At 72.3% G+C, this 18,774-nt stretch carries 15 protein-coding genes and 2 pseudogenes; 10 read left to right on the top strand and 7 right to left on the bottom strand.

Annotation, left to right across the window (positions count from 1 at the left end; all coding sequences use genetic code 11):
* Nucleotide 1 precedes the first annotated feature (1 nt).
* From ACFYOV_RS06410 to ACFYOV_RS06400, 3 genes are all read right to left on the bottom strand, one after another.
* A complete protein-coding gene (locus ACFYOV_RS06410) occupies nt 2-364 on the bottom strand; it encodes a hypothetical protein (RefSeq protein WP_389083491.1) in 363 nt (120 codons plus the stop codon).
* Nucleotides 365-416: 52 nt separating this feature from the next.
* A complete protein-coding gene (locus ACFYOV_RS06405) occupies nt 417-1,733 on the bottom strand; it encodes a hypothetical protein (protein WP_389084091.1) in 1,317 nt (438 codons plus the stop codon).
* Between the two features lie 64 nt (nt 1,734-1,797).
* Nucleotides 1,798-2,931, bottom strand: a complete 1,134-nt coding sequence (locus ACFYOV_RS06400; RefSeq protein WP_389084089.1) for a PP2C family protein-serine/threonine phosphatase — start codon at nt 2,929-2,931, stop codon at nt 1,798-1,800.
* Between the two features lie 234 nt (nt 2,932-3,165).
* On the opposite strand from ACFYOV_RS06400, the gene ACFYOV_RS06395 reads away from it, so the two are divergent.
* From ACFYOV_RS06395 to ACFYOV_RS06385, 3 genes are all read left to right on the top strand, one after another.
* On the top strand, nt 3,166-3,606 hold the full coding sequence (locus tag ACFYOV_RS06395) for a hypothetical protein (RefSeq protein ID WP_389083489.1): 441 nt from the start codon (nt 3,166-3,168) through the stop codon (nt 3,604-3,606).
* Between the two features lie 192 nt (nt 3,607-3,798).
* Nucleotides 3,799-4,707 carry a hypothetical protein gene (locus tag ACFYOV_RS06390; RefSeq protein WP_389084087.1) on the top strand — a complete coding sequence of 303 codons (909 nt, stop codon included), beginning with the start codon at nt 3,799-3,801 and terminating at the stop codon, nt 4,705-4,707.
* Between the two features lie 115 nt (nt 4,708-4,822).
* On the top strand, nt 4,823-5,821 hold the full coding sequence (locus ACFYOV_RS06385; RefSeq protein ID WP_389083486.1) for an endonuclease/exonuclease/phosphatase family protein: 999 nt from the start codon (nt 4,823-4,825) through the stop codon (nt 5,819-5,821).
* A 124-nt stretch (nt 5,822-5,945) separates the two neighbouring features.
* On the opposite strand, the gene ACFYOV_RS06380 is transcribed toward ACFYOV_RS06385, so the two are convergent.
* A complete protein-coding gene (locus ACFYOV_RS06380; RefSeq protein WP_389083484.1) occupies nt 5,946-8,039 on the bottom strand; it encodes a PhoX family protein in 2,094 nt (697 codons plus the stop codon).
* Between the two features lie 277 nt (nt 8,040-8,316).
* Between ACFYOV_RS06380 and ACFYOV_RS06375 the strand changes: the two genes are divergently transcribed.
* From ACFYOV_RS06375 to ACFYOV_RS06365, 3 genes are all read left to right on the top strand, one after another.
* Complete coding sequence (locus ACFYOV_RS06375; RefSeq protein WP_389083481.1) at nt 8,317-10,206, top strand: VWA domain-containing protein; 1,890 nt, start codon at nt 8,317-8,319, stop codon at nt 10,204-10,206.
* 88 nt (nt 10,207-10,294) lie between these two features.
* Complete coding sequence (metG, locus tag ACFYOV_RS06370; protein ID WP_389083479.1) at nt 10,295-11,911, top strand: methionine--tRNA ligase; 1,617 nt, start codon at nt 10,295-10,297, stop codon at nt 11,909-11,911.
* Nucleotides 11,912-12,031: 120 nt separating this feature from the next.
* Nucleotides 12,032-12,397 (top strand): PH domain-containing protein, encoded by a 366-nt coding sequence (locus tag ACFYOV_RS06365; RefSeq protein WP_389083476.1) that lies wholly within the window; start codon nt 12,032-12,034, stop codon nt 12,395-12,397.
* A gap of 258 nt (nt 12,398-12,655) precedes the next feature.
* On the opposite strand, the gene ACFYOV_RS06360 is transcribed toward ACFYOV_RS06365, so the two are convergent.
* Together ACFYOV_RS06360 and ACFYOV_RS06355 are read right to left on the bottom strand one after the other, a co-directional pair.
* On the bottom strand, nt 12,656-12,868 hold the full coding sequence (locus tag ACFYOV_RS06360) for a DUF397 domain-containing protein (RefSeq protein WP_389083474.1): 213 nt from the start codon (nt 12,866-12,868) through the stop codon (nt 12,656-12,658).
* A pseudogene (locus ACFYOV_RS06355) lies at nt 12,865-13,738 on the bottom strand (helix-turn-helix domain-containing protein). The gene ACFYOV_RS06360 and the pseudogene ACFYOV_RS06355 overlap by 4 nt, the downstream one beginning before the upstream one ends.
* 158 nt (nt 13,739-13,896) lie before the next feature.
* Here ACFYOV_RS06355 and ACFYOV_RS06350 point away from each other — a divergent pair.
* From ACFYOV_RS06350 to ACFYOV_RS06335, 4 genes and pseudogenes are all read left to right on the top strand, one after another.
* Nucleotides 13,897-14,287, top strand: a pseudogene (locus tag ACFYOV_RS06350) (ATP-binding protein).
* Between the two features lie 297 nt (nt 14,288-14,584).
* The gene (locus ACFYOV_RS06345; protein WP_389083471.1) at nt 14,585-15,448 is read left to right on the top strand and encodes a helix-turn-helix domain-containing protein; all 864 of its coding nucleotides are present in this window, start codon (nt 14,585-14,587) and stop codon (nt 15,446-15,448) included.
* A gap of 121 nt (nt 15,449-15,569) precedes the next feature.
* Nucleotides 15,570-15,839: a hypothetical protein gene (locus ACFYOV_RS06340; RefSeq protein WP_389083468.1), complete on the top strand. Its 270-nt coding sequence runs from the start codon at nt 15,570-15,572 to the stop codon at nt 15,837-15,839.
* 51 nt (nt 15,840-15,890) lie between these two features.
* Nucleotides 15,891-16,796 (top strand): hypothetical protein, encoded by a 906-nt coding sequence (locus ACFYOV_RS06335; RefSeq protein WP_389083466.1) that lies wholly within the window; start codon nt 15,891-15,893, stop codon nt 16,794-16,796.
* Nucleotides 16,797-16,855: 59 nt separating this feature from the next.
* Here ACFYOV_RS06335 and aspS read toward each other — a convergent pair whose 3' ends face one another.
* The gene (gene aspS / locus ACFYOV_RS06330) at nt 16,856-18,619 is read right to left on the bottom strand and encodes an aspartate--tRNA ligase (RefSeq protein WP_389083464.1); all 1,764 of its coding nucleotides are present in this window, start codon (nt 18,617-18,619) and stop codon (nt 16,856-16,858) included.
* Nucleotides 18,620-18,774 lie beyond the last annotated feature (155 nt).

The following is an 18,774-nucleotide window of genomic DNA, read 5'->3' as shown; positions in this document are numbered from 1 at the left end:
CCTACCTGTCGTCGAGGGTCACCGGTTCGACTCTGTCCTCGGGCGGCTCGCCGTCCTCGACGTCGCGCCGGTTGGCCTGCCAGGCCGACACGGCCCGTTTGACCCGGTCCAGCAGCTCCTGGAAGACGACGGTCGCGGCCGCCCCGACGATCACGACGACGATCTCCATGCCGGCACCCATCGGGGCACCGGTCTCGTCCGTCCGCCGCCGCTCGCGGATCTGGAGCCGGCCCTCGCGCACGAGTTCGTCGAGCGGTTGCTCCCGCTCCAGCCACCTGCGCAGCGCGCCGACGTCCCTCTCGCTGGCCGTTCCGTCCAGCCGTACCCGGATCCCCTGGTTGGCCACACCGTCCCCCTCAGCCATAACTCACCATCATGGCACCGCCATTGCTTCCTGGGGAGGGTTCGTCAGCCACTCAGCCCTGTGTCTGCAACGGGCGCAACCGGCGCAACCGGCGCTGCACATGGTCCAGCGCCCCCTCCCGTCCACCGGGGACCCGTCCGCGCAACTCGACGAGCACCTCGCCCAGTTCGCGGGCCCGCGCGGAGTCGCGGACGTGTCCCCATTGGTGGTGTGCCCGGTCCACGGCCGTCTCCACCGCGGGCGCGTCCGGCGTCTGGCCGGCGTTCAGCCGGGCCGCGGCCACCGCAAGCCAGGTGCGGCAGCTGCGCGCGGCGTCCCCGGCGAGCATCGCCAGGTCCGCCCGGACCTCGGTCCAGTGCAGCGCCTCCTCGGAGGCGGGCCCGTACGCGAGGGCGGCGGCGTGCTCGTGCCGGGCGGCAAGCGCGTCGGCGTCGGCGTGCCGGCCGGAGCGCACGGCGGCGGTGATGGCCGCGTGGGGATCACCGGGGGCGGGCCCCGGCCGGGCCAGCACCAGATCGGTGCCCGCGCTCTGCGGCGCGATCCGCGCCAGCGCCTGCTGGTGCAGCTCCTCGTCGGCCGGACGCCGTCCACTGCGCAGAATCGTCGCGACGGCCTTCATGTACGCCGGCGCGGCGACGGTACGGCGGGACGGCGGCGGGGCGATGCGACCGTAAACGGCGATGTCGCGGCCGCAGTCCAGCGCGGATCGGGCAGTGGACCCGGACGGTGGTGAGGCCGCCGGACCGGGCGGCCGGGCGGGCCCGCCGGGTGGCTCCACGGGCGGTTCCTGCGGGGACCACGGAACGGCCGTCCCGGGCGTGGCGGCCGGGGAGGGCACCATCGGCGCCGCGGGGGTGGCGGCCGGGGAGGGCACCATCGGCGCCATGGGGGCGGCGGCCGGGGAGGGCACCTTCGGCGGTGCCGCGGCCGCAGGCCCCGGGGACGCCTCCGGCGAGGTCAGCCACTGCCACGTCGCGGTGTCCGCGTGCAGGTCCAGGAACAGGGTCGTGCCGCCGCCCGGCCGCAACCGCAGCTCCTCGCGGAGCCAGTGCCAGGGAAAGGCGGTGTAGCGCACGGTCGACGCGGTCGTCCGGGCCAGTGCCAGATGGGGCAGGCGCTGGCGGCGGTCGAGCTGGAGCTGGCCGGTGACGAACACGGTCAGCGGTCCGGAGGCGGTCGCGGCGGCGCGCAGCCGGGTGAGCACGGCCTGCGGCTCCAGCGGGTCGGCGAGCTCGACGACGTTCGCGGTGTCCGCCCCGGACAGCACGGCGGGCGGCACCGCCGCGAGGACGGGGAGCACGGACGCCGCGTCCACCAGCCGTCCCCGGCCCAGCGGCGAGGCCGCCAGCAGCAGCACGGTTCCGGGCATGGTCCCCTCCCCCTGTCGATCAGCCACGGCAGCACCGTAACCGCTGCGGCTGCAAAGAGGAGCCTCAGTGCGGCGAACGTCCCCCTTCGGGGACCTCGCCCCCCTCCGCCGGCGCCCGCCGCACCGCGAACACCGTGGTGTCGTCGGCCAGCCGGCCACCGCAGTGCCGCAGCGTCCCGTCCCGCACCAGGGCCACCAGACGCGCCGGCTCGACGAGCCGGGGATCCCGCGCGACCGCCCGCGCCACCTCCTCGGCCAGCGGATAGAACGCCCCCTCGCCGTCCCGGGCCTCGGTCACCCCGTCGGTGACCAGTAACAGGGTCTCGTCGGCCGCCACCGGCAGCCGGTGCAGGGGCGGCGGCCCGGGGGCCAGTCCGCCGTAGCCCAGCGGGAGGCCGCCGGACGCCGGCAGGGCCCGCACGCCGCCGGGGCCGACGGCCAGCGGGGGTTCGTGACCGAAGACGACGACCTGCACCGTCTCCCACGCCGGGTCCGCCGGGAAGGCGAGCAGCACGGCGGTGGCGAAACGGTCGCCGTCGCCCCGGCCCAGGGCCGTGCTGTGGATCCGGTGGCGCAGCATCCGGGTCTCCAGCCGGTCGGCCACGGTCGCCAGATCCGGCTCGTGGTAGCCGGCCTCGCGGAACGTGCCGAGCAGCGCCGCCGCCGTCTCCACCGCGCCCAGGCCCTTGCCCTGGACGTCGCCGACCAGGACGCGGGTGCCGTGCGGGCCCGGCTGGATGTCGTAGAAGTCGCCGCCCATGCGGGCCTGGACGTCCGCGGTGAGGTAGACACCGGCGTGCTCCAGACCGCCCCAGGCCGACGGCAGCGGCCGCAGCACGGTGCGGCGGACGGTGTCGGCGACGTCCCGCATGTGCAGCATGCGGTGCTCCTCGCGCACCCGGACCACGCAGGCGAGGGTGGCGAGCACGCCACCGATGACGACAAGGACGAAGTCCGACAGCCCCAGCCGGTCGATGTTCGGCAGGGCGCTGTCCACGGCGGCGTAGGTGAGGGGCCCGAGCACCGCGAAGACAGCCGTGGCCCACACCCCGCACAGGACGGCGGAGATCCCCGGCACCAGGACGAGCCAGGAGATGACCCGGATGTCGCCGCTGGTGTTGTAGTCGACCAGCGCGATGGCCACGAGCAGCAGCAGCGGCGGCACCCAGGCGACGCTGCGGCCCCGTACCCGCAGCATGTCGTGCCGGTGCGCGACGTCCCGGCGCCGGGCGCGGCGGTTCCGGTCGTGCAGGCCGTGCCCCCCGATGCTGCGACTCACGGCCCCAGCGAAACACGGGGTGACGGGGCCCGCACCCCGTCGGCGGGCGGCCCGGGGAGGCCCCGGCGGACGACGGCGCGCGACGCCGACTTGCCCGCGGCCCCCGGCAGGTGTGCCCTGGAATGCGGGGGTCGGACTGAGAGGAGCGCTCTGATGGCTCATGCGGCACCCGCGCCCCGCGGGACGAGCGGACGGGACGGCACGACCGACGTCTTCAGTGCCCGGGTGCACACCGCCGCCAGGTGGGTGGTCCCCGTGGTCGCCGGCCTCGTGTTCGGCTACTGGGTCGCGGCCAACCGCCGTCACGGCGGTCCCGTCACCGGCTGGAACGTCCTGTTCGGCTTCCTCACGGCACTCGCGTTCGTCGTGCTCTACGTGGCCCTGCGCGCAATCGCCCCGAAACTGACCCGCGAGCTGCACGCGCTGCTGTGGGCCGCGTTCGCCGGCGCCGCGGTCGGCTTCCTGTACAGCCAGAGCACCGCGACGGTGCTGCGGGCCACGGTGACGGGCCTGCTGGTCGCGGCGGGCGTCTTCGCGGTGATGTTCTACCGCTACTACACGCACGAGGACGCCGCGGGCAACCGCATCGAGTGATCCGGCGGGGCAGGGGCACCGGCCCGGCACCCGTCGGAGTGAAGCCGGCACCGGACGCACCCGTCCGCACGCCCTGCGCTCGCGCGGCCCGTCCGGGGCACTTTGCCTGGAGGGGTGTCCCGCCCCACGGATCCGCCCCGCCACCGGCCGACGTCCACCGGACCGCGTTCCCGCGCGGCCCGGACCACGCGCCTGCGCAACGCCGTGTCGGCGGTCCTGGTCGCGCTGGCGTGTCTGTCGGCGCCCTGTGCCACCGTGGCGGCGTGGGCCGCGTACGGACTGGCGGACACGGGCCGCTACGTCACCGCCATGGCGCCGCTGGCCACCGACCCGGACGTGCGCGACGCCGTCGCCGAAGCCGTGGGGGACGGTGTCGAGCGGGAGCTGGACACCGGGCCGACGCGCGGCGCCCTCGGCCCGTTCGCGCGGGAGGCGGTGCGCTCCTTCACCCGTACCGAGGCGTTCCGCACCGCCTGGGTGGCGGGGAACCGTGCCGTGCACGAGGCGGTGCTGCGCGCGGTGCGCGAGGAACGGGCCGCCCGGGGTCCCGTGACCGTGGACCTGGCCCCCGTGGCCGCCGTGGTGCAGCGGCACCTCACCGCCGACCGGGTGCCGTCGGCCGACCGGGTCCCGGTCCAAGTCGCGCGCACCGAGGTCGCGGTGCTGCCCGCCCAGGAGGTGGCGGGACTCCGCAGGGGCTACCGCGCGCTGGACACCGCCGCCTTCTGGCTGCCGCTGGCGGCCGTCGCCCTCGCCGTCACCGGCATCGCGGTGGCCGCGTGCCGCCGCCGCGCGCTCGCCGCCACCGGACTGGGCGCCGCCCTGGGCGGCGCGCTGCTCGCCCTCGCCGTCGCCGTCGGCCGCCGGCTCACCCTGGCCGACCTGCCCGACGGGATCCACCGCCCGGCGGCGGCCGCGGTCTACGACGCCCTCACCGCCACCCTGCGCACCGCGTCGTGGCTGCTGCTGGCCCTGGGCCTGACGGTGGCCCTGGCCTCCTGGCTGACCACCCGCCGCCGCATCCCGCGCCCCGCCCCCGACCCGGTCCCCGCACCCCCGGCACCCGACCCACCGGTGCATCCGCCCGGGGCCCACGCCTGACCCCGCCCACCGTCGCGGCCGGCTCCCCCGGCACGGAAACCGGCAACCTTCCGCCCTCCGCCCTCGTCTTGGAGGGAGGATTCGGGCGTTCGTCCCCGAGGGGAAGGCCGGGACAGTGGACAGTGCGGCTGACGAGAGCGCGGCCACCGGGGCCGAGGACGGCCGCCGCGGCGGGCGGCGGTTCCGGGCCTGGTGCGCCGGACTGCTGTTCGCCGGCGTGAGCGTGGTCGTGGGCTGCCGGGTCGCCGGGGTCGACGGCGTCACGCCGGTGCCCCAGGTCATCGCCTTCCTGCCCTGGCTGCTGGTGCCCACCGGCGTCGGGCTGCTGCTCACCCTGCTCGCCCGCCGGTGGACCGGCGCGGTGTGGGGCGTCGTCCTGCTCGGGCTGCTGGCCTGGTACATCGAGCCCTACGGCAGGACCGGCGAGCCCTCCGGGCCACCCGTCGCCGATCTGCGTGTGCTGACCTCCAACGTCGAGTTCGGCCGGGGCACGCCCGCGCTGGTCGACGCCGTGCGCCGTGAGAAACCCGACCTGGTGTTCGTCCAGGAGTGCGAGTACACCTGTGACGCCACGCTCCGGCGGGAGCTGGCCGCGGCCTATCCGCACCGCCGCGCCGTGGGGGGCGGCGGCTCCGAGGGCTCCGTGATCCTCAGCCGCTTGCCCCTCCGTCCGGCCGACGGCGTCCCCGGCACCCTGGGCATGCCCGGCGCCGTCGCCGACGTGGACGGGCACGCCGTACGGCTCCAGCTCGCCCACCCGATGCCGCCGCTCCCCGGACAGGTGGCCCTGTGGCAGCGGGAGCTCGGCAGGCTGCGCGACCACGCCGCCGCCGACCGGACCACACCCACCGTGCTCGCCGGTGACTTCAACGCCACCCAGGACCACGCCGCCTTCCGCAGCATCCTCGACACCGGTCTGCGCGACGCCGCCCGGCTGACCGGGGCCGACCGGACACCGACGTGGCCGGCCCGGACCGCCCCGTTCTTCGGCGCCCAGATCGACCACGTGCTGGTGTCCGAGGAGTTCGCCGCGCGCCGGGCCCATTTCCTCGACCTCGCCGACACCGACCACCGCGCCCTGGTCGTCGACCTCACGCTGCACGGCCGGCGGTGACCGCCGCACGGCCGGCACGACCCCGGGATACCCGGGACGGCCTGGAACGCGATGGGTCGGGGTCACCCGTACCGGCCCTCCGTGACGCACACCTACCCCGGCGACCGGATCCGGAACGCCGAGGTCAGACGCCGATGTCCCGCCCGTCCGCGCGCCACACCGCCACCACGGCGGGCCGTACGTGGCTGCCGGGCCCGTCGGGCCAGGTGCTGGCCGGCTTCTCCACCGACGCCCCGTCCACCTCGCCCGGGTGCTGCACCGCGATCAGCACCCGGCGGTCCTGGATGATCGGGCCGCAGGTCTCCGCGCCCGTCGGCACGGTCAGGAACTGCTTCAGCTCACCGCGCCGCTCGCCGCGCGTGGCGACGCCGAAGAGGCCGTCGTGCGAGCCGAGGGCGCTGCCGTCGGTGGAGATCCACAGGTTGCCGTGGTCGTCGAAGGCCACGTTGTCCGGGCAGGAGATCGGGCTGACGGCGTCCTTGGGGAAGCCGGCGAAGTAGGTCGCCGGGTCCTGCGGGTCGCCCGCGACCAGGAACAGCGACCAGGCGAACCTCGTGCTCTCCGGCCGGTTCCGGCGCTCGGTCAGTTCCAGGACGTGACCGTGCTTGTTGAGGCTGCGCGGGTTGGCCTCGTCGGCGGCCGGGTAGCCGGCCTTGCCGCGGTTGGAGTTGTTGGTGAGCGCGACGTAGACCTTGCCGGTGACCGGGCTGGGCTCGATGTCCTCGGGGCGGTCCATCTTCGTGGCGCCCACCTTGTCGCCGGCGAGCCGCGTGAAGACGAAGACCTCCTCGGCGGTCATGCCCTCGACGTGCGAGACGGCGCCGCCGGCGGTGGCGGTGGCCAGCGGGATCCACTCGCCGCTGCCGTCGAACTCGCCGTCGCCCGGGAGCCTGCCGGTGCCGTCGATCTCGATGGCCGGGGAGTCACCGGTGAGCCTGGCGACGTACAGCGTGCCCTCGTCGAGCAGCGACAGGTTGTGTTCGCGCACGGCGCGGCTGCTGCCGTGCCGCATCCGCTTGCTGCCGACGAACTTGTAGAAGTAGTCGAAGCGCTCGTCGTCACCGGAGTACACGACCGGCCGCCCGTCGTGGGTGAGCCGCACCGTCGCGGCCTCGTGCTTGAACCGGCCGAGCGCGGTGTGCTTGCGCGGCGTGGAGGCCGGGTCGTACGGGTCGAACTCGACGACGTAGCCGAAGCGGTGCACCTCGTTCGGCTCCTGGGCGATGTCGAACCGCTTGTCGAAACGCTCCCACTTGCGCTCGGTGGCTCCGGTGCCGATCCCGTACCGCTTGTCCGTCGCCCGGTCGCCGTTCGCGAAGTACTGGTTGAAGTTCTCCTCGCCGTGCAGGGTCGTGCCCCAGGGGGTGGTGCCGCCGGAGCAGTTGTTGAGGGTGCCGAGCACCTTGGTGCCGCTGGGGTCGGCCGAGGTCTTCACCAGGTCGGACCCGGCAGCGGGCCCGGTGAGCCGGAACTCGGAGGTGGCGGTGACGCGCCGGTTGAGGTGGTGCCGGGCGACGGGCGTCAGCTTCCCGCTCCCACGCTCCTCCTCGACGACGACCGCGGACAGCCCGTGCGCGGCCCAGGCGATCTCGACCTGCTCCCGGGTCGGGTTCGCGGGGTCGTAGCCGCGGAACATCAGGGTCTCGTCGGTGTACTCGTGGTTGGCGACGAGCACCTGTCGGCCCCGCTCGCCCCGCAGGGGCAGCAGCGCCAGGAAGTCGCAGTTGTACCCGAACTGTCCGGCCTGCGCCGCGGCGGTCTGCCGCTCCGGGTCGAAGGCGGGCGCCCCGCGCAGGATGGGCTCACCCCAGCGGATGACGACGTTCTGCCGGTAGCCCTCCGGCACGGTGACGGCGTCGGTGGTGTTGGGCGGGACCGGGGTGAAGCGCAGCCCGCGGGCGCCGTTCGGCCGGTGGTGACCGCCCTTGGCCGAGGTGTTCGCGGCTGCCCCGGCCGCGGTGGCCGCGGCTGCCCCGGGCGCGGCGGCGACGCCGACGGCGCCGGCACCCGCCGCGGCGACCGTGACGACCGCGGCGGCCCGCATCATCGACCGGCGGCTGAGCGCACCGGCGATCACGTCGCCGACGTACTCGTTCGAACTGGTGTTGGGCACCTCGTGGAAGCAGGCGTCACCACACCGGTAACGACAGGTCAGGGCGGACCGGCCGCCAGGATGCGAACCGGACGGCGTTCCGATCAACGGCAGCAGCTTGCGCACGATGTTCTCTCCTTGGGTGCCCGTGGTGTCAGCGCGACCGTAGGAGCACATATGTGCGGCAGCCGGGCGCCCGCGTGAACGACGGGTGAACCTGCGGCGGCGCCAAGGAAGTTGCCCCGGTTCACGAAGCGGTCGCCCGTGGGACCGGATGGCGCCCTTGACAGGTGCGGCACCGGACGCCCGACCCTGCCCAAGATCACCCACGGGGGCCGCTAACCTTACGTGTCCGTCCTGGCCAGGGATTGACGGGCTTCACCTCATGCGAAGGGTTGCGCACATGGGCATTCTCACTCTCCTGCGGAACGCGTTCGGACGGTCCCGCAAAGCGAGGGCCGCGGAGGCGGAGGGTACGGCGCAGGCCGCCGGGACGGAGGGCACGACGCCGGGCACCGGGCCCGAGGCCGCCCCCCGGACCCCGTCCGCCCCGGCCCCGGAGCCCACGGAGACGACGTCCCCGGAGCCCGCGGCGACCACGGCCCCGGCAGCACCCAAGCTCCCTTCCCCGTCTCCCGAACCCACTCCCACCCCCACGCCCCACGTCCCCGAACCCCGCGACGAGCACGACCTCGTCTCGGCGGCCTTCGACCACGTGACGGTGCCGAGGCCGACCCCCTCGGACGCGCACGACCAGCCGAAGGCGCCGACGGAGACGGCGGAGCGGCCCACCACGGAGCCGGAGGCGGAGGCCGCGCCCGAGGTCGAAGCCCAGCCCGAGGTCGGACCCGAGCCCAAGGCCGAAGCCCACCCCGAGGTCGGACCCGAGCCCAAGGCCGAAGCCCAGCCCAAGGCCGAAGCCCAGCCCAAGGCCGAAGCCCAGCCCGAGCCCGAAGCCCAGCCCGAGCCCGAAGCCCAGCCCGAGCCCGAAGCCCAGCCCGAGCCCGAAGCCCAGCCCGAGCCCGAAGCCCAGCCCGAGGCCGAGGCCGAGGCCGAGGCGGCACCGGTGACGGAGGAGAAGCCCGAGCCCGAGCCGGAGCCCGTCGCAGTGACCGAGCCGGAGCCCGAGCCCGAGGCCGAGGCGCCACGCGGGGCGGAGGAGAAGCCCGAGCCCGCCGCAGTGATCGAGCCCGAGCCCGCCGCGGTCACCGAGCCCGAGCCCGAGCCGAAGGCCGCGGTCACCGAGGAGAAGCCGGACCCGGAAGCCGCGGCACAGCCCGTGTCCGAGGCGCAGCCCAAGTCCGAGGCGCAGCCCAAGTCCGAGACGCAGCCGAAGACGGACACCGCGCCGCAGGTTTCCGCGCCCGAGGCCAAGGCCGAGCCCACGGACAACCCCGAGCCCGAGCCGGAAGCGGCCGCCGAGCCGGAAGCGGTCGAAGAAGCGGCGCCGGAGCCCACCACCGCACCGGCAGCGGCCTGCGAACCGGACGAGCAGCCGTCCCCCGAACCCGCGGCCGCCGACGGCGAGGACGCCCCGCAGGGGCCACCCGCACCCGACCACGAGAGCCGCATGGATGGTGCGGGTGGGAACACGAAGGCCGAAGGCGAAGCCGAGGCCGCAACGCCCGCCCCGGCCACCCCCGCCACCCGCGTCCGAGCGACCGCCCCCACCCTCACCACCGCCTACAAGGCCGCCACCGCCACCCTCAAGAAGAACGACCTCACCGGCGCCCGCGCCAAGGTCTACCTCGTGCTCGACCGCTCCGCCTCCATGCGCCCCTACTACAAGGACGGCTCCGCCCAGGCCCTCGCCGAGCAGACCCTCGCCCTCGCCGCCCACCTGGACCCCGAGGCCACGGTCAAGGTCGTCTTCTTCTCCACCGAGCTCGACGGCACCGGCGAACTCACCCTCGCCGACCACGAGAACAAGATCGACACCCTGCACGCCTCGCTGGGCCGCATGGGCCGCACCAGCTACCACGCCGCCGTGACGGAGGTCCTCGCCCTCCACGACAAGGCCGCCACCCCCGACACCCCCGCCCTGGTGATCTTCCAGACGGACGGCGCCCCGGACGCGAAGACCCCCGCCACCCAGGCCCTCACCGAGGCCGCGCAGACCCACCCCGGCGTGTTCTTCTCCTTCGTCGCCTTCGGTGACCCGGAGAACAAGGCGTTCGACTACCTCCGCAAGCTCAAGACCGGCAACACGTCGTACTTCCTCGCCGGCGAGACCCCGCGCGAGCTCACGGACAAGGAGCTCTACGAGGCCGTACTGGCGTCCTGGCGCCCGTAGCCGCGACCGGGGGTGGACGGTCTCCGACCCCGTCCACCCCCTGAAACCTGTGTGAGTCGATCTTCGTCGGGCCAGTAGGATTTCGACCATGGCGGCCACTGGATCCGAGAAGCAGGGGGCGAAGGCGTACTACGTCTCGACCCCCATTTACTACGTCAACGACGCTCCTCACCTGGGCCACGCCTACACGACCGTCGCAGGGGACGTGCTCACGCGCTGGCACCGTCAGCGCGGCGAGAAGGTGTGGTACCTCACCGGCACGGACGAGCACGGTCAGAAGATCATGCGCACCGCGGAGGCGAACGGCGTCAGCCCGCAGGAATGGGCGGACAAGCTCGTCACCGAAGCCTGGAAGCCCCTCTGGGAGCACCTGGAGATCGCGAACGACGACTTCATCCGCACCACGCAGAAGCGTCACACCGACCGCGTCCAGGAGTTCGTCCAGGATCTCCACGACAAGGGAGAGATCTACAAGGGCGGCTACGAGGGCCCGTACTGCGTCGGCTGCGAGGAGTACAAGCTCCCCGGCGAACTGCTCGACGGCGAGGGCGAGTACGCGGGCCAGAAGCTCTGCCCGATCCACAAGAAGCCGGTGGAGATCCTCAGCGAGGAGAACTACTTCTTCAAGCTGAGCGCGTACGGCGAGAAACTGCTCGCCCACTACGAGGCGAACCCCGGCTTCATCCAGCCCGAGTCCGCGCGCAACGAGGTTTTGAACTTCGTCCGCCAGGGCCTTCAGGACCTGTCCATCTCGCGCTCGACGTTCGACTGGGGCATCCCGATCCCGTGGGACCCGAAGCACGTCATCTACGTGTGGGTCGACGCGCTGCTGAACTACGCGACGGCGGTGGGCTACAACGAGAACCAGGAGAAGTTCGACGGGACCTTCCCGGCCGACGTCCACCTGGTCGGCAAGGACATCCTCCGCTTCCACGCGGTGATCTGGCCCGCCATGCTGATGGCGCAGGGCCTCCCGCTGCCCGGGAGGATCGCCGCGAACGGCTGGTTGATGGTCGGCGGCGAGAAGATGAGCAAGTCCAACCTGACCGGCATCAAGCCGCAGGACCTGACGTCGCACTTCGGCGTGGACGCGTACCGCTGGTACTTCCTGCGGGCCATCGCCTTCGGCCAGGACGGCTCCTTCTCCTGGGAGGACTTCTCCGCCCGCTACACCAGCGAGCTGGCCAACGACTACGGCAATCTCGCCTCCCGCGTGGCGGCGATGGTCGGCAAGTACTTCGACGGCGAGCTGCCGGCGTCGACGGCCGACGGGGAGGCCGAGAAGGCGATCCACGACGGCCTGGCGAAGGCGGTCGCGCAGGCGGACCGGAAGATCGGCGACGAGCTGGACTTCCAGGGCGGCATCCTGGCGGTGTTCGAGTTCGTCAAGCAGGTCAACGGCTACATCACCGAGCAGGAGCCCTGGAAGGTCGCGAAGGACACGTCGGAGGAGGGCAGGGCCCGCCTGGCGACGATCCTGTACACGGCGGCGGAGGCCCTGCGGGCGGTCGCGGTGCTGCTGAACCCGGTCATGCCGGAGACCTCGCAGAAGCTGTGGGACTCCCTCGGCGCAGAGGCGACCCTGGGGGCGCTCGCGGAGCAGCGGGTCCAGGAGGCCGGTGACTGGGGCCGGCTGCCGGCCGGTTCGACCGTCACCAAGGGCGCGGTGCTGTTCCCGCGTCTCGAGGAGAAGCCGACCGCGTAACGCGCTCGCTACAGCAGCGGCCCGGGAGGAGGTGCCCCCTTCTCCCGGGCCGCTCCCCTTTGCGAAGATCACGTGCAGGCGGCCGTCCGGCCGCCGCCACTGACGTGGGGGGGACCATCCATGGCACTCTTCGGCAACGCGCACACCGTCGACCCGGCACAGGCGCAGCAGGACTACGCGCGCCTGCTCGGCCACGGCGAGCAGGTGCACGCCGCGTACCTGCTGATCCGCGACACCATCCTGTTCACCGACCGCCGCCTGATCCTGGTCGACAAGCAGGGCATCACCGGCAAGAAGGTGGAGTACCACTCCGTCCCGTACCGCAGCATCACCCACTTCGCGGTGGAGACCGCCGGCACCTTCGACCTGGACGCCGAGCTGAAGATCTGGATCTCCGGCTCCCCGGCCCCGCTGCAGAAGACCTTCACCAAGGGCGTCGACATCTACGAGGTCCAGGCCATCCTCACCCAGTTCGTGGCCAGGTAACCGCCCGGGGGACACCCCCGGCGACCCGAAAGACGGACATCGGCGTCCACGTCCCCCCTTCGACCTCTTGGGATCGCTCGGGGGGGGACAGGTCGGGGAATGCCCAAGCGGCGGCGTGCTGCCGCGCGTAAGTCCGGCACCGCCCCGGAGAGCTTCGACGACGGCGCGCTGTTCGCTCAGCCCGACGCGCGCTTCTTTGCCGCACGGCAGTGCCCCGCGCCCGGCGAAAACCAGGTGCGGGGCACGTCGGTTGGGCAGTCAGCTGTCGGACGCGTACGCCACGAAGTCCGCCCATGCCTCCGGTGCGAGGACGAGGCGAGGGCCGGCGTCCCGGTACTTGGAGTCGCGGACGTGGACGGTGCCGGGGGTGGTGGCGACCTCGACGCAGGAGTCGCCGTCCGGGCCACTGCTGTAGCTGCTCTTGAACCACGCCGGTTCGGAGGCGTCCCCGGCGGAGGCCTTGCGGATCATGTCTCTCCCAGCAGTTGCTCGATGAAAGCCAGCGACTCTCCTGGTGGAAGAGCCTGCGCCCGGATGGCCATACCGCAGCTCAAGGACGCGGAGCTGCCTCAGGTCAGTGACCGGGCGGCCGATAAACGCCCCGTCGGAGCGCCCCACAGCAGTGCCGTCCTCGAACTTCAGCAACTCGATCCTGCCGCTCATGCCGGGGTGTGGCGCACTGTCCATCGGCATCACCTGGAGGGAGACGTTGCTCAACCGCCCCACCTCCAGCAAGCGTTCGAATTGCTGCCGCCGGACCATTGTGCCTCCAACCTTGCGTCGAAGCGTCGCCTCTTCCAGGACGAAGCTCAGCGCCGGTGCAGGGCACCGCTCATAGATGGCCTGCCGAGCAACACGGGCGGCTACGCGGCGCTCCAAGTCCTCCGGCGTGTAGGCGGGCAGCCACGACTCCAGCAACGCCCTCGTGTAGTCCGGGGTCTGCACCAAACCTGGGATGTTGCAGACCTCGTACACCCCGATCTCGACCGCCTTGGCCTCCATCTGCGCCAGGTCCCGCACCTTCTTCGGATACCGGACCTTGGCCACGTCCTCCTTCATCGCCGTGAGCAGCCCACCCGCCCCCAGCACCTCGTCCGCCCTGTCCAGATACTCCGGCCGGGGAATCCGCTTGCCGCTCTCGATCTTGTAGACGAGGTCCTCGCCGTACCCCACCGCCTTGCCGAACTCGCCGGCGCGCATCCCGACCGCCTCGCGCCGCAGCTTCAACTGCCGCCCCACGGTGGCGACCACGGCCACGCCCCACTCGTCGTCGGGGTCCACCTCCCACCCCGGCTCGTCAGCCTCCGTCCTCAGCTGCCGAACCTCGCCGTCCACCGACATGCGCGCGCCCCTCCGTCGTACCGCGTCGTACCAGCCACGCCCTACCCGTACGCGCCGCCCCGACAAGCCCGGACACCACCGGACAACCGCAGAACCGTCACCGTACGCAACCACGGCGTCACTCCCCACGGTAGGCACATCCGGCCACGCTGAGTGACGTGAACCAGAAAATCACCGCCCCCGGACACACCGTCCGGAACTTCGGTGTCCTGCTGTCCCCCACCCCAAGGGGCGCACGTCTCGCCCGCCTGTTCGCCGCCGAACAACTGCGCACCTGCGGACTGCCCTTGGACCCGGCCAGCTCATCGTGGCCGAACTGGCGAACAACGCCGTCACCCACGGCCGCGTCCCCGGCCGGAACTCCGGCTCCTGCTCCACGTGGTCGGCGGCACTCTCCGCATTGAGGTCACGGACACGCGCGGTGACCGGCTTCCGCACATCCGGCCCTCGGACCCGGCCGCCGAATTCGGCCGTGGCCCGACCCTCCTGGCCGCCCTCGCCGACCGCTGGGGCGTCACCCACGACCTGCCGCCCCGCAAGACGGTCTAACTCACCCTCCCCGCCCCGCAGTCACCGGAACCTGGACGCCCACGCTCCGGCCGGACCTGCCCTCCCTCCGTACTACCCACTGGGGAGAAAGCACCCCACCAAGCCCCACCCCTCCCTCCCGCCGGGCAAACTCACTCCCGCGAGTGAATATGCCCAACTGAGCTGGATGCGGGACCGGTTGCCTGCCCTACGCTCAGCGCCAGCAGGACGCACACCACCCCAGACATGCGACGGCCCCCGCCGGGACTGGCATCCCAGTGCGAGGGCCTGACCACCGAGGAAGATAGGCGCTTCCCGATGGATACAGAAAACCCTAGCGCTCCCGCGCGCGCCCAGTCCCGTATCCGGGGCAAGAACCACCCCGACGGGCAGCCGGTCGCCGGCGTCGTCCACGACCACGTCCGCCACACCGAGAACTTCACGGTGATCGGCAACGACCTGGCCCAGCACCCGGAGCTGTCCCTGCTCGCCATCGGACTGGCCTGTTACATCCAGTCCGTGCGGCGGGGCACGGCCGTCGACATCAAGACGCTCGCCACCCGCTTCCCCGAGGGCCCCACCCGCATCGCCGCCGCGCTGCGGGAGCTCGAAGCGCACGGCTATCTGCGCCGCACCCGCGAGCGCACGCCCACCGGCCGGATCGTCACCCGCACGGTGTCCTGCAACCGGCCAGGTCACCGGGGTGCCCGGGAGCAGGCCGCCCGCAGGCCCGCGCGGCGGACGGCACCCGACGAGCCCGCGCCGCGCAAGCGGCTGCCCGCCGTGCCCCAGCCGTCGCGCCCCTGGCCCGCCCTGCTCCGGACGGCCCTCGAGGTCCTCAGCAGCCTGCGCCGCCACGACCCCCGCCTGCTCCTCTCCGCCACCGACGCCGAACACCTCGCACCCGGCGTCGCCGCCTGGCTGGAACGCGACCTCACCCCCACCGCCGTACGCCACGCCCTCACCGCGAACCTGCCGGACGAGCCCTTGATCCGCCCGGCCGCCCTCCTCGCCCACCGCCTGACCGCCCAGTTGCCGCCCCCGCCGCCCAGGCCCCCGGCCGCACCGGCCCCCGACCCCCGTCACCCCCTCCAGACCTGCGACGGTTGCGACCGTGCCTTCCGCGCACCGGCTCCAGGCCGCTGCCGCGACTGCCGGGCCGAGTACAGCGTGGCCGGATGAGTTGATCCCCCGCCCCGAGCAGACGCCCGACGCCCTTTCGCGTGGCGCTCGCCGTCGTGGCCCCGGGCCGGCTCACGGAGATGCAGGCCACGAAGGACGAGGCGTTCGCCGAGGCGGTCGAGTGGCAGTCCGTGAGCCCCGTACGGAGCTGGGGCCTCCGCTGGGCCGGGACATCGAGATCGCACGCCGCCCCGACCTGTCCGCCCGTTTCGAGCGCACGCAGAGCAGGATGGAGGACGAGGATCCCGCCGTCGCCGGAGAAGCTCTCGGGGAGCTGACCGCCGTACTGGACGAAGCGCTGGAGCCGGAGAACCGCATCATGCGACGCGCGTGCACCAGGGCCTTCGCCCGGAGCCCGGCAAGAACGTTCATGCACCACTCGAACGAGTGATCGCACCGAAAGAGCCCTCCGCCGGGCCCGCCGACCAGCCATGTTTGCCGCATGGTCACCTCCACCCACGAGGCCTCCCACCGGCTCTTCCAGGACCATCCGGAGGCCCTCGCGCCCGTCTTCGAGGCATTGGGCCTGCCGCCGCCCGCGAAGCCCGACTTCCACGAGCTGTCCCCGGACACCACCGAGATCCGGCCGGTCGAGCGCCGCGCGGACACGGTGCTCAAGTTCGAGCCCGACACGGGGGAGAGCTTCGTTCTGGCGGTGGAGTCCCAGACGAAGAGAGATCCGGACAAGGCCAAGAACTGGTCGTACTACGTCGCGTACTTGCGCGCGAAATACGACATGCCCGTGCTGCTCGTCGTGGTGTGCCGGGATCGGTCCACGGCCGCCTGGGCGACGGGACCCTTCCCTTGCGCCGTGGGCCCATGGACGACACAGGTCACCCGCCCGTTCGTCCTGGGGCCACAGACCGTCCCGCACGTCACCGACGAGACAGTGGTGGCGCAGCAGCCCGCTTTGGCCGCCCTCTCGGCCCTTGTCCACAGCGAGAGTCCGAGGGCGGCCGCCATACTGGAGACGGTCGCCCGCGGGCTCATGTCCTTCGAGCCGGACATCACGAAGTACTGGTTCGAGGTGGTGGAAGTCGGTCTGGAGTCCACTCCGGCCAGGGAGAACTGGAGGAAGCTGATGCAGAACGTCGTCACCCACTTCCCGGGACACGGAACGCTCTTCGAGGAGAAGTACCTGGAGGGCGTGGCCGAGGGCGAGGCCAGAGGCGAGGCCAAGGGGATCCTGCGCGTACTGGAAGTGCGCGGCCTCCCCGTTTCCGACGGCGTTCGGCAGCGGATCACCACCTGCACCGACCTCGACGTCCTCAACGACTGGCTCGACCGGTCCGGCACCGTGGAGCGCGCAGAAGACCTCTTCGCTGAAGAAGATGGCCCGACTTATTAGGCCGCACACGGCGAACGGCCCGGAATCCCTGGCGGGTTCCGGGCCGTTCGCCGGTGGAACTACTTCGGCTGGGGCTTGCGCACCGAGAGGTGGAGCTCCTTCAGGCGGGCCTCGTCCAGCTCCGTCGGCGCGCCCATCATCAGGTCCTGGGCGTTGCCGTTGAGCGGGAAGGCGATCGTTTCGCGGATGTTGGGCTCGTCCGCGAGCAGCATGACGATGCGGTCCACACCCGGCGCGATGCCACCGTGCGGCGGGGCGCCGAAGCGGAACGCGCGGAGCATGCCGGCGAACTTCTCCTCGACCGTCTCGCGGTCGTAGCCCGCGATCTCGAAGGCCTTCAGCATGATCTCCGGCTCGTGGTTCCGGATCGCGCCGGAGGACAGCTCGACGCCGTTGCAGACGATGTCGTACTGCCAGCCCAGGATGTCCAGGGGGTCCTGGGTCTCCAGCGCCTCGAGACCGCCCTGCGGCATCGAGAAGGGGTTGTGCGAGAAGTCGATCGCACCGGTGTCCTCGTCCTTCTCGTACATCGGGAAGTCGACGATCCAGCAGAAGCGGAAGACGTTCTCCTCGAAGTGCCCGGCCCGCTTGGCCGCCTCGACGCGGACCGCGCCCATGATCTTGGAGACCTCGTCGAACTCACCCGCACCGAAGAACACCGCGTGACCCGGCGCCAGCGACAGGCGCTTGGTCAGCTCGGCGACGTTCTCCTCGGTCAGGAACTTGGCGATCGGGCCGGACAGCGAGCCGTCCTCGGCCACCCGCACCCACGCCAGGCCCTTCGCGCCCTGCGCGACGGCGAAGTCACCGAGCTGGTCGAAGAACTTGCGGGGCTGTGCGGAGACGTCCGGCACCGGCAGCGCACGCACGTGCTTGCCGGCGAACGCCTTGAACTCCGAACCCTCGAAGACGTCGGTGATGTCGACGAGCTCCAACTTGGCGCGCAGGTCCGGCTTGTCCGAGCCGTACTTCAGCATCGCCTCGCGGAACGGGATCCGCGGGAAGGGGGACGTCACATGGCGGCCGTTGCCGAACTCCTCGAACAGTTCGGTCATCAGCTGCTCGATGGGCTGGAAGACGTCCTCCTGCTCGACGAAGCTCATCTCGACGTCGAGCTGGTAGAACTCGCCCGGCGAGCGGTCCGCCCGTGCGTCCTCGTCACGGAAGCAGGGCGCGATCTGGAAGTAGCGGTCGAAGCCGGAGATCATCAGCAGCTGCTTGAACTGCTGCGGAGCCTGCGGCAGCGCATAGAACTTGCCCGCGTGGAGACGGGAGGGGACCACGAAGTCGCGGGCACCCTCCGGAGAGGTGGCGCTGAGGATGGGCGTCGCCATCTCGTTGAAGCCCAGCGCGGTCATCTTCTGGCGGATCGCCGAGATGACCGCCGTGCGCAGCAGGATGTTGCGGTGCATGCGCTCGCGGCGCAGGTCCAGGAAGCGGTACTCCAGGCGCCGCTCCTCGTTGACCCCGTCCTCGGTGTTGATCGTGAAGGGGAGCGGGGCGGCGGCGCCCAGCACCTCGACCTCACCGACCTCGACCTCGACCTCACCGGTCGGCAGGTCGGGGTTGATGTTCTCGGCGCCACGGGAGACGACCTCGCCGTCGACCCGGACGACGGTCTCCTTGGAGAGCTTGTCGAGGGCCTCGTAGGCGGACGTGCCGGGACGGGCCACAAGCTGCGTGATGCCGTAGTGGTCGCGCAGATCGATGAAGAGGATGCCGCCCAGGTCGCGCCGATTGTGCAGCCAGCCACTCAGCCGGACGTCGGTGCCGACGTCAGAGGCGCGGAGCTCGCCGCAGGTGTGGGACCTGTACCGATGCATCGTCGTTCATCCAGTCTTCGCGGATCGGGGTCGTTGTTTCACGTGAAACTCCCCCCAAGCCTACCGGCCGCCCCAAGATCGCCTCCCCGTCCTTTCTTTCGAGCATGTGCGCCACTTCGGTGGCACCGTTCGACGCACTCTCCATAAAGTGGGGC

Origin of the sequence: Streptomyces sp. NPDC005931 (assembly GCF_042871235.1) — a bacterium.
Taxonomy (GTDB): domain Bacteria; phylum Actinomycetota; class Actinomycetes; order Streptomycetales; family Streptomycetaceae; genus Streptomyces.
The sequence above is the reverse complement of the archived record's forward strand: the minus strand, read 5'-3'. Positions and strand labels throughout refer to the sequence as shown.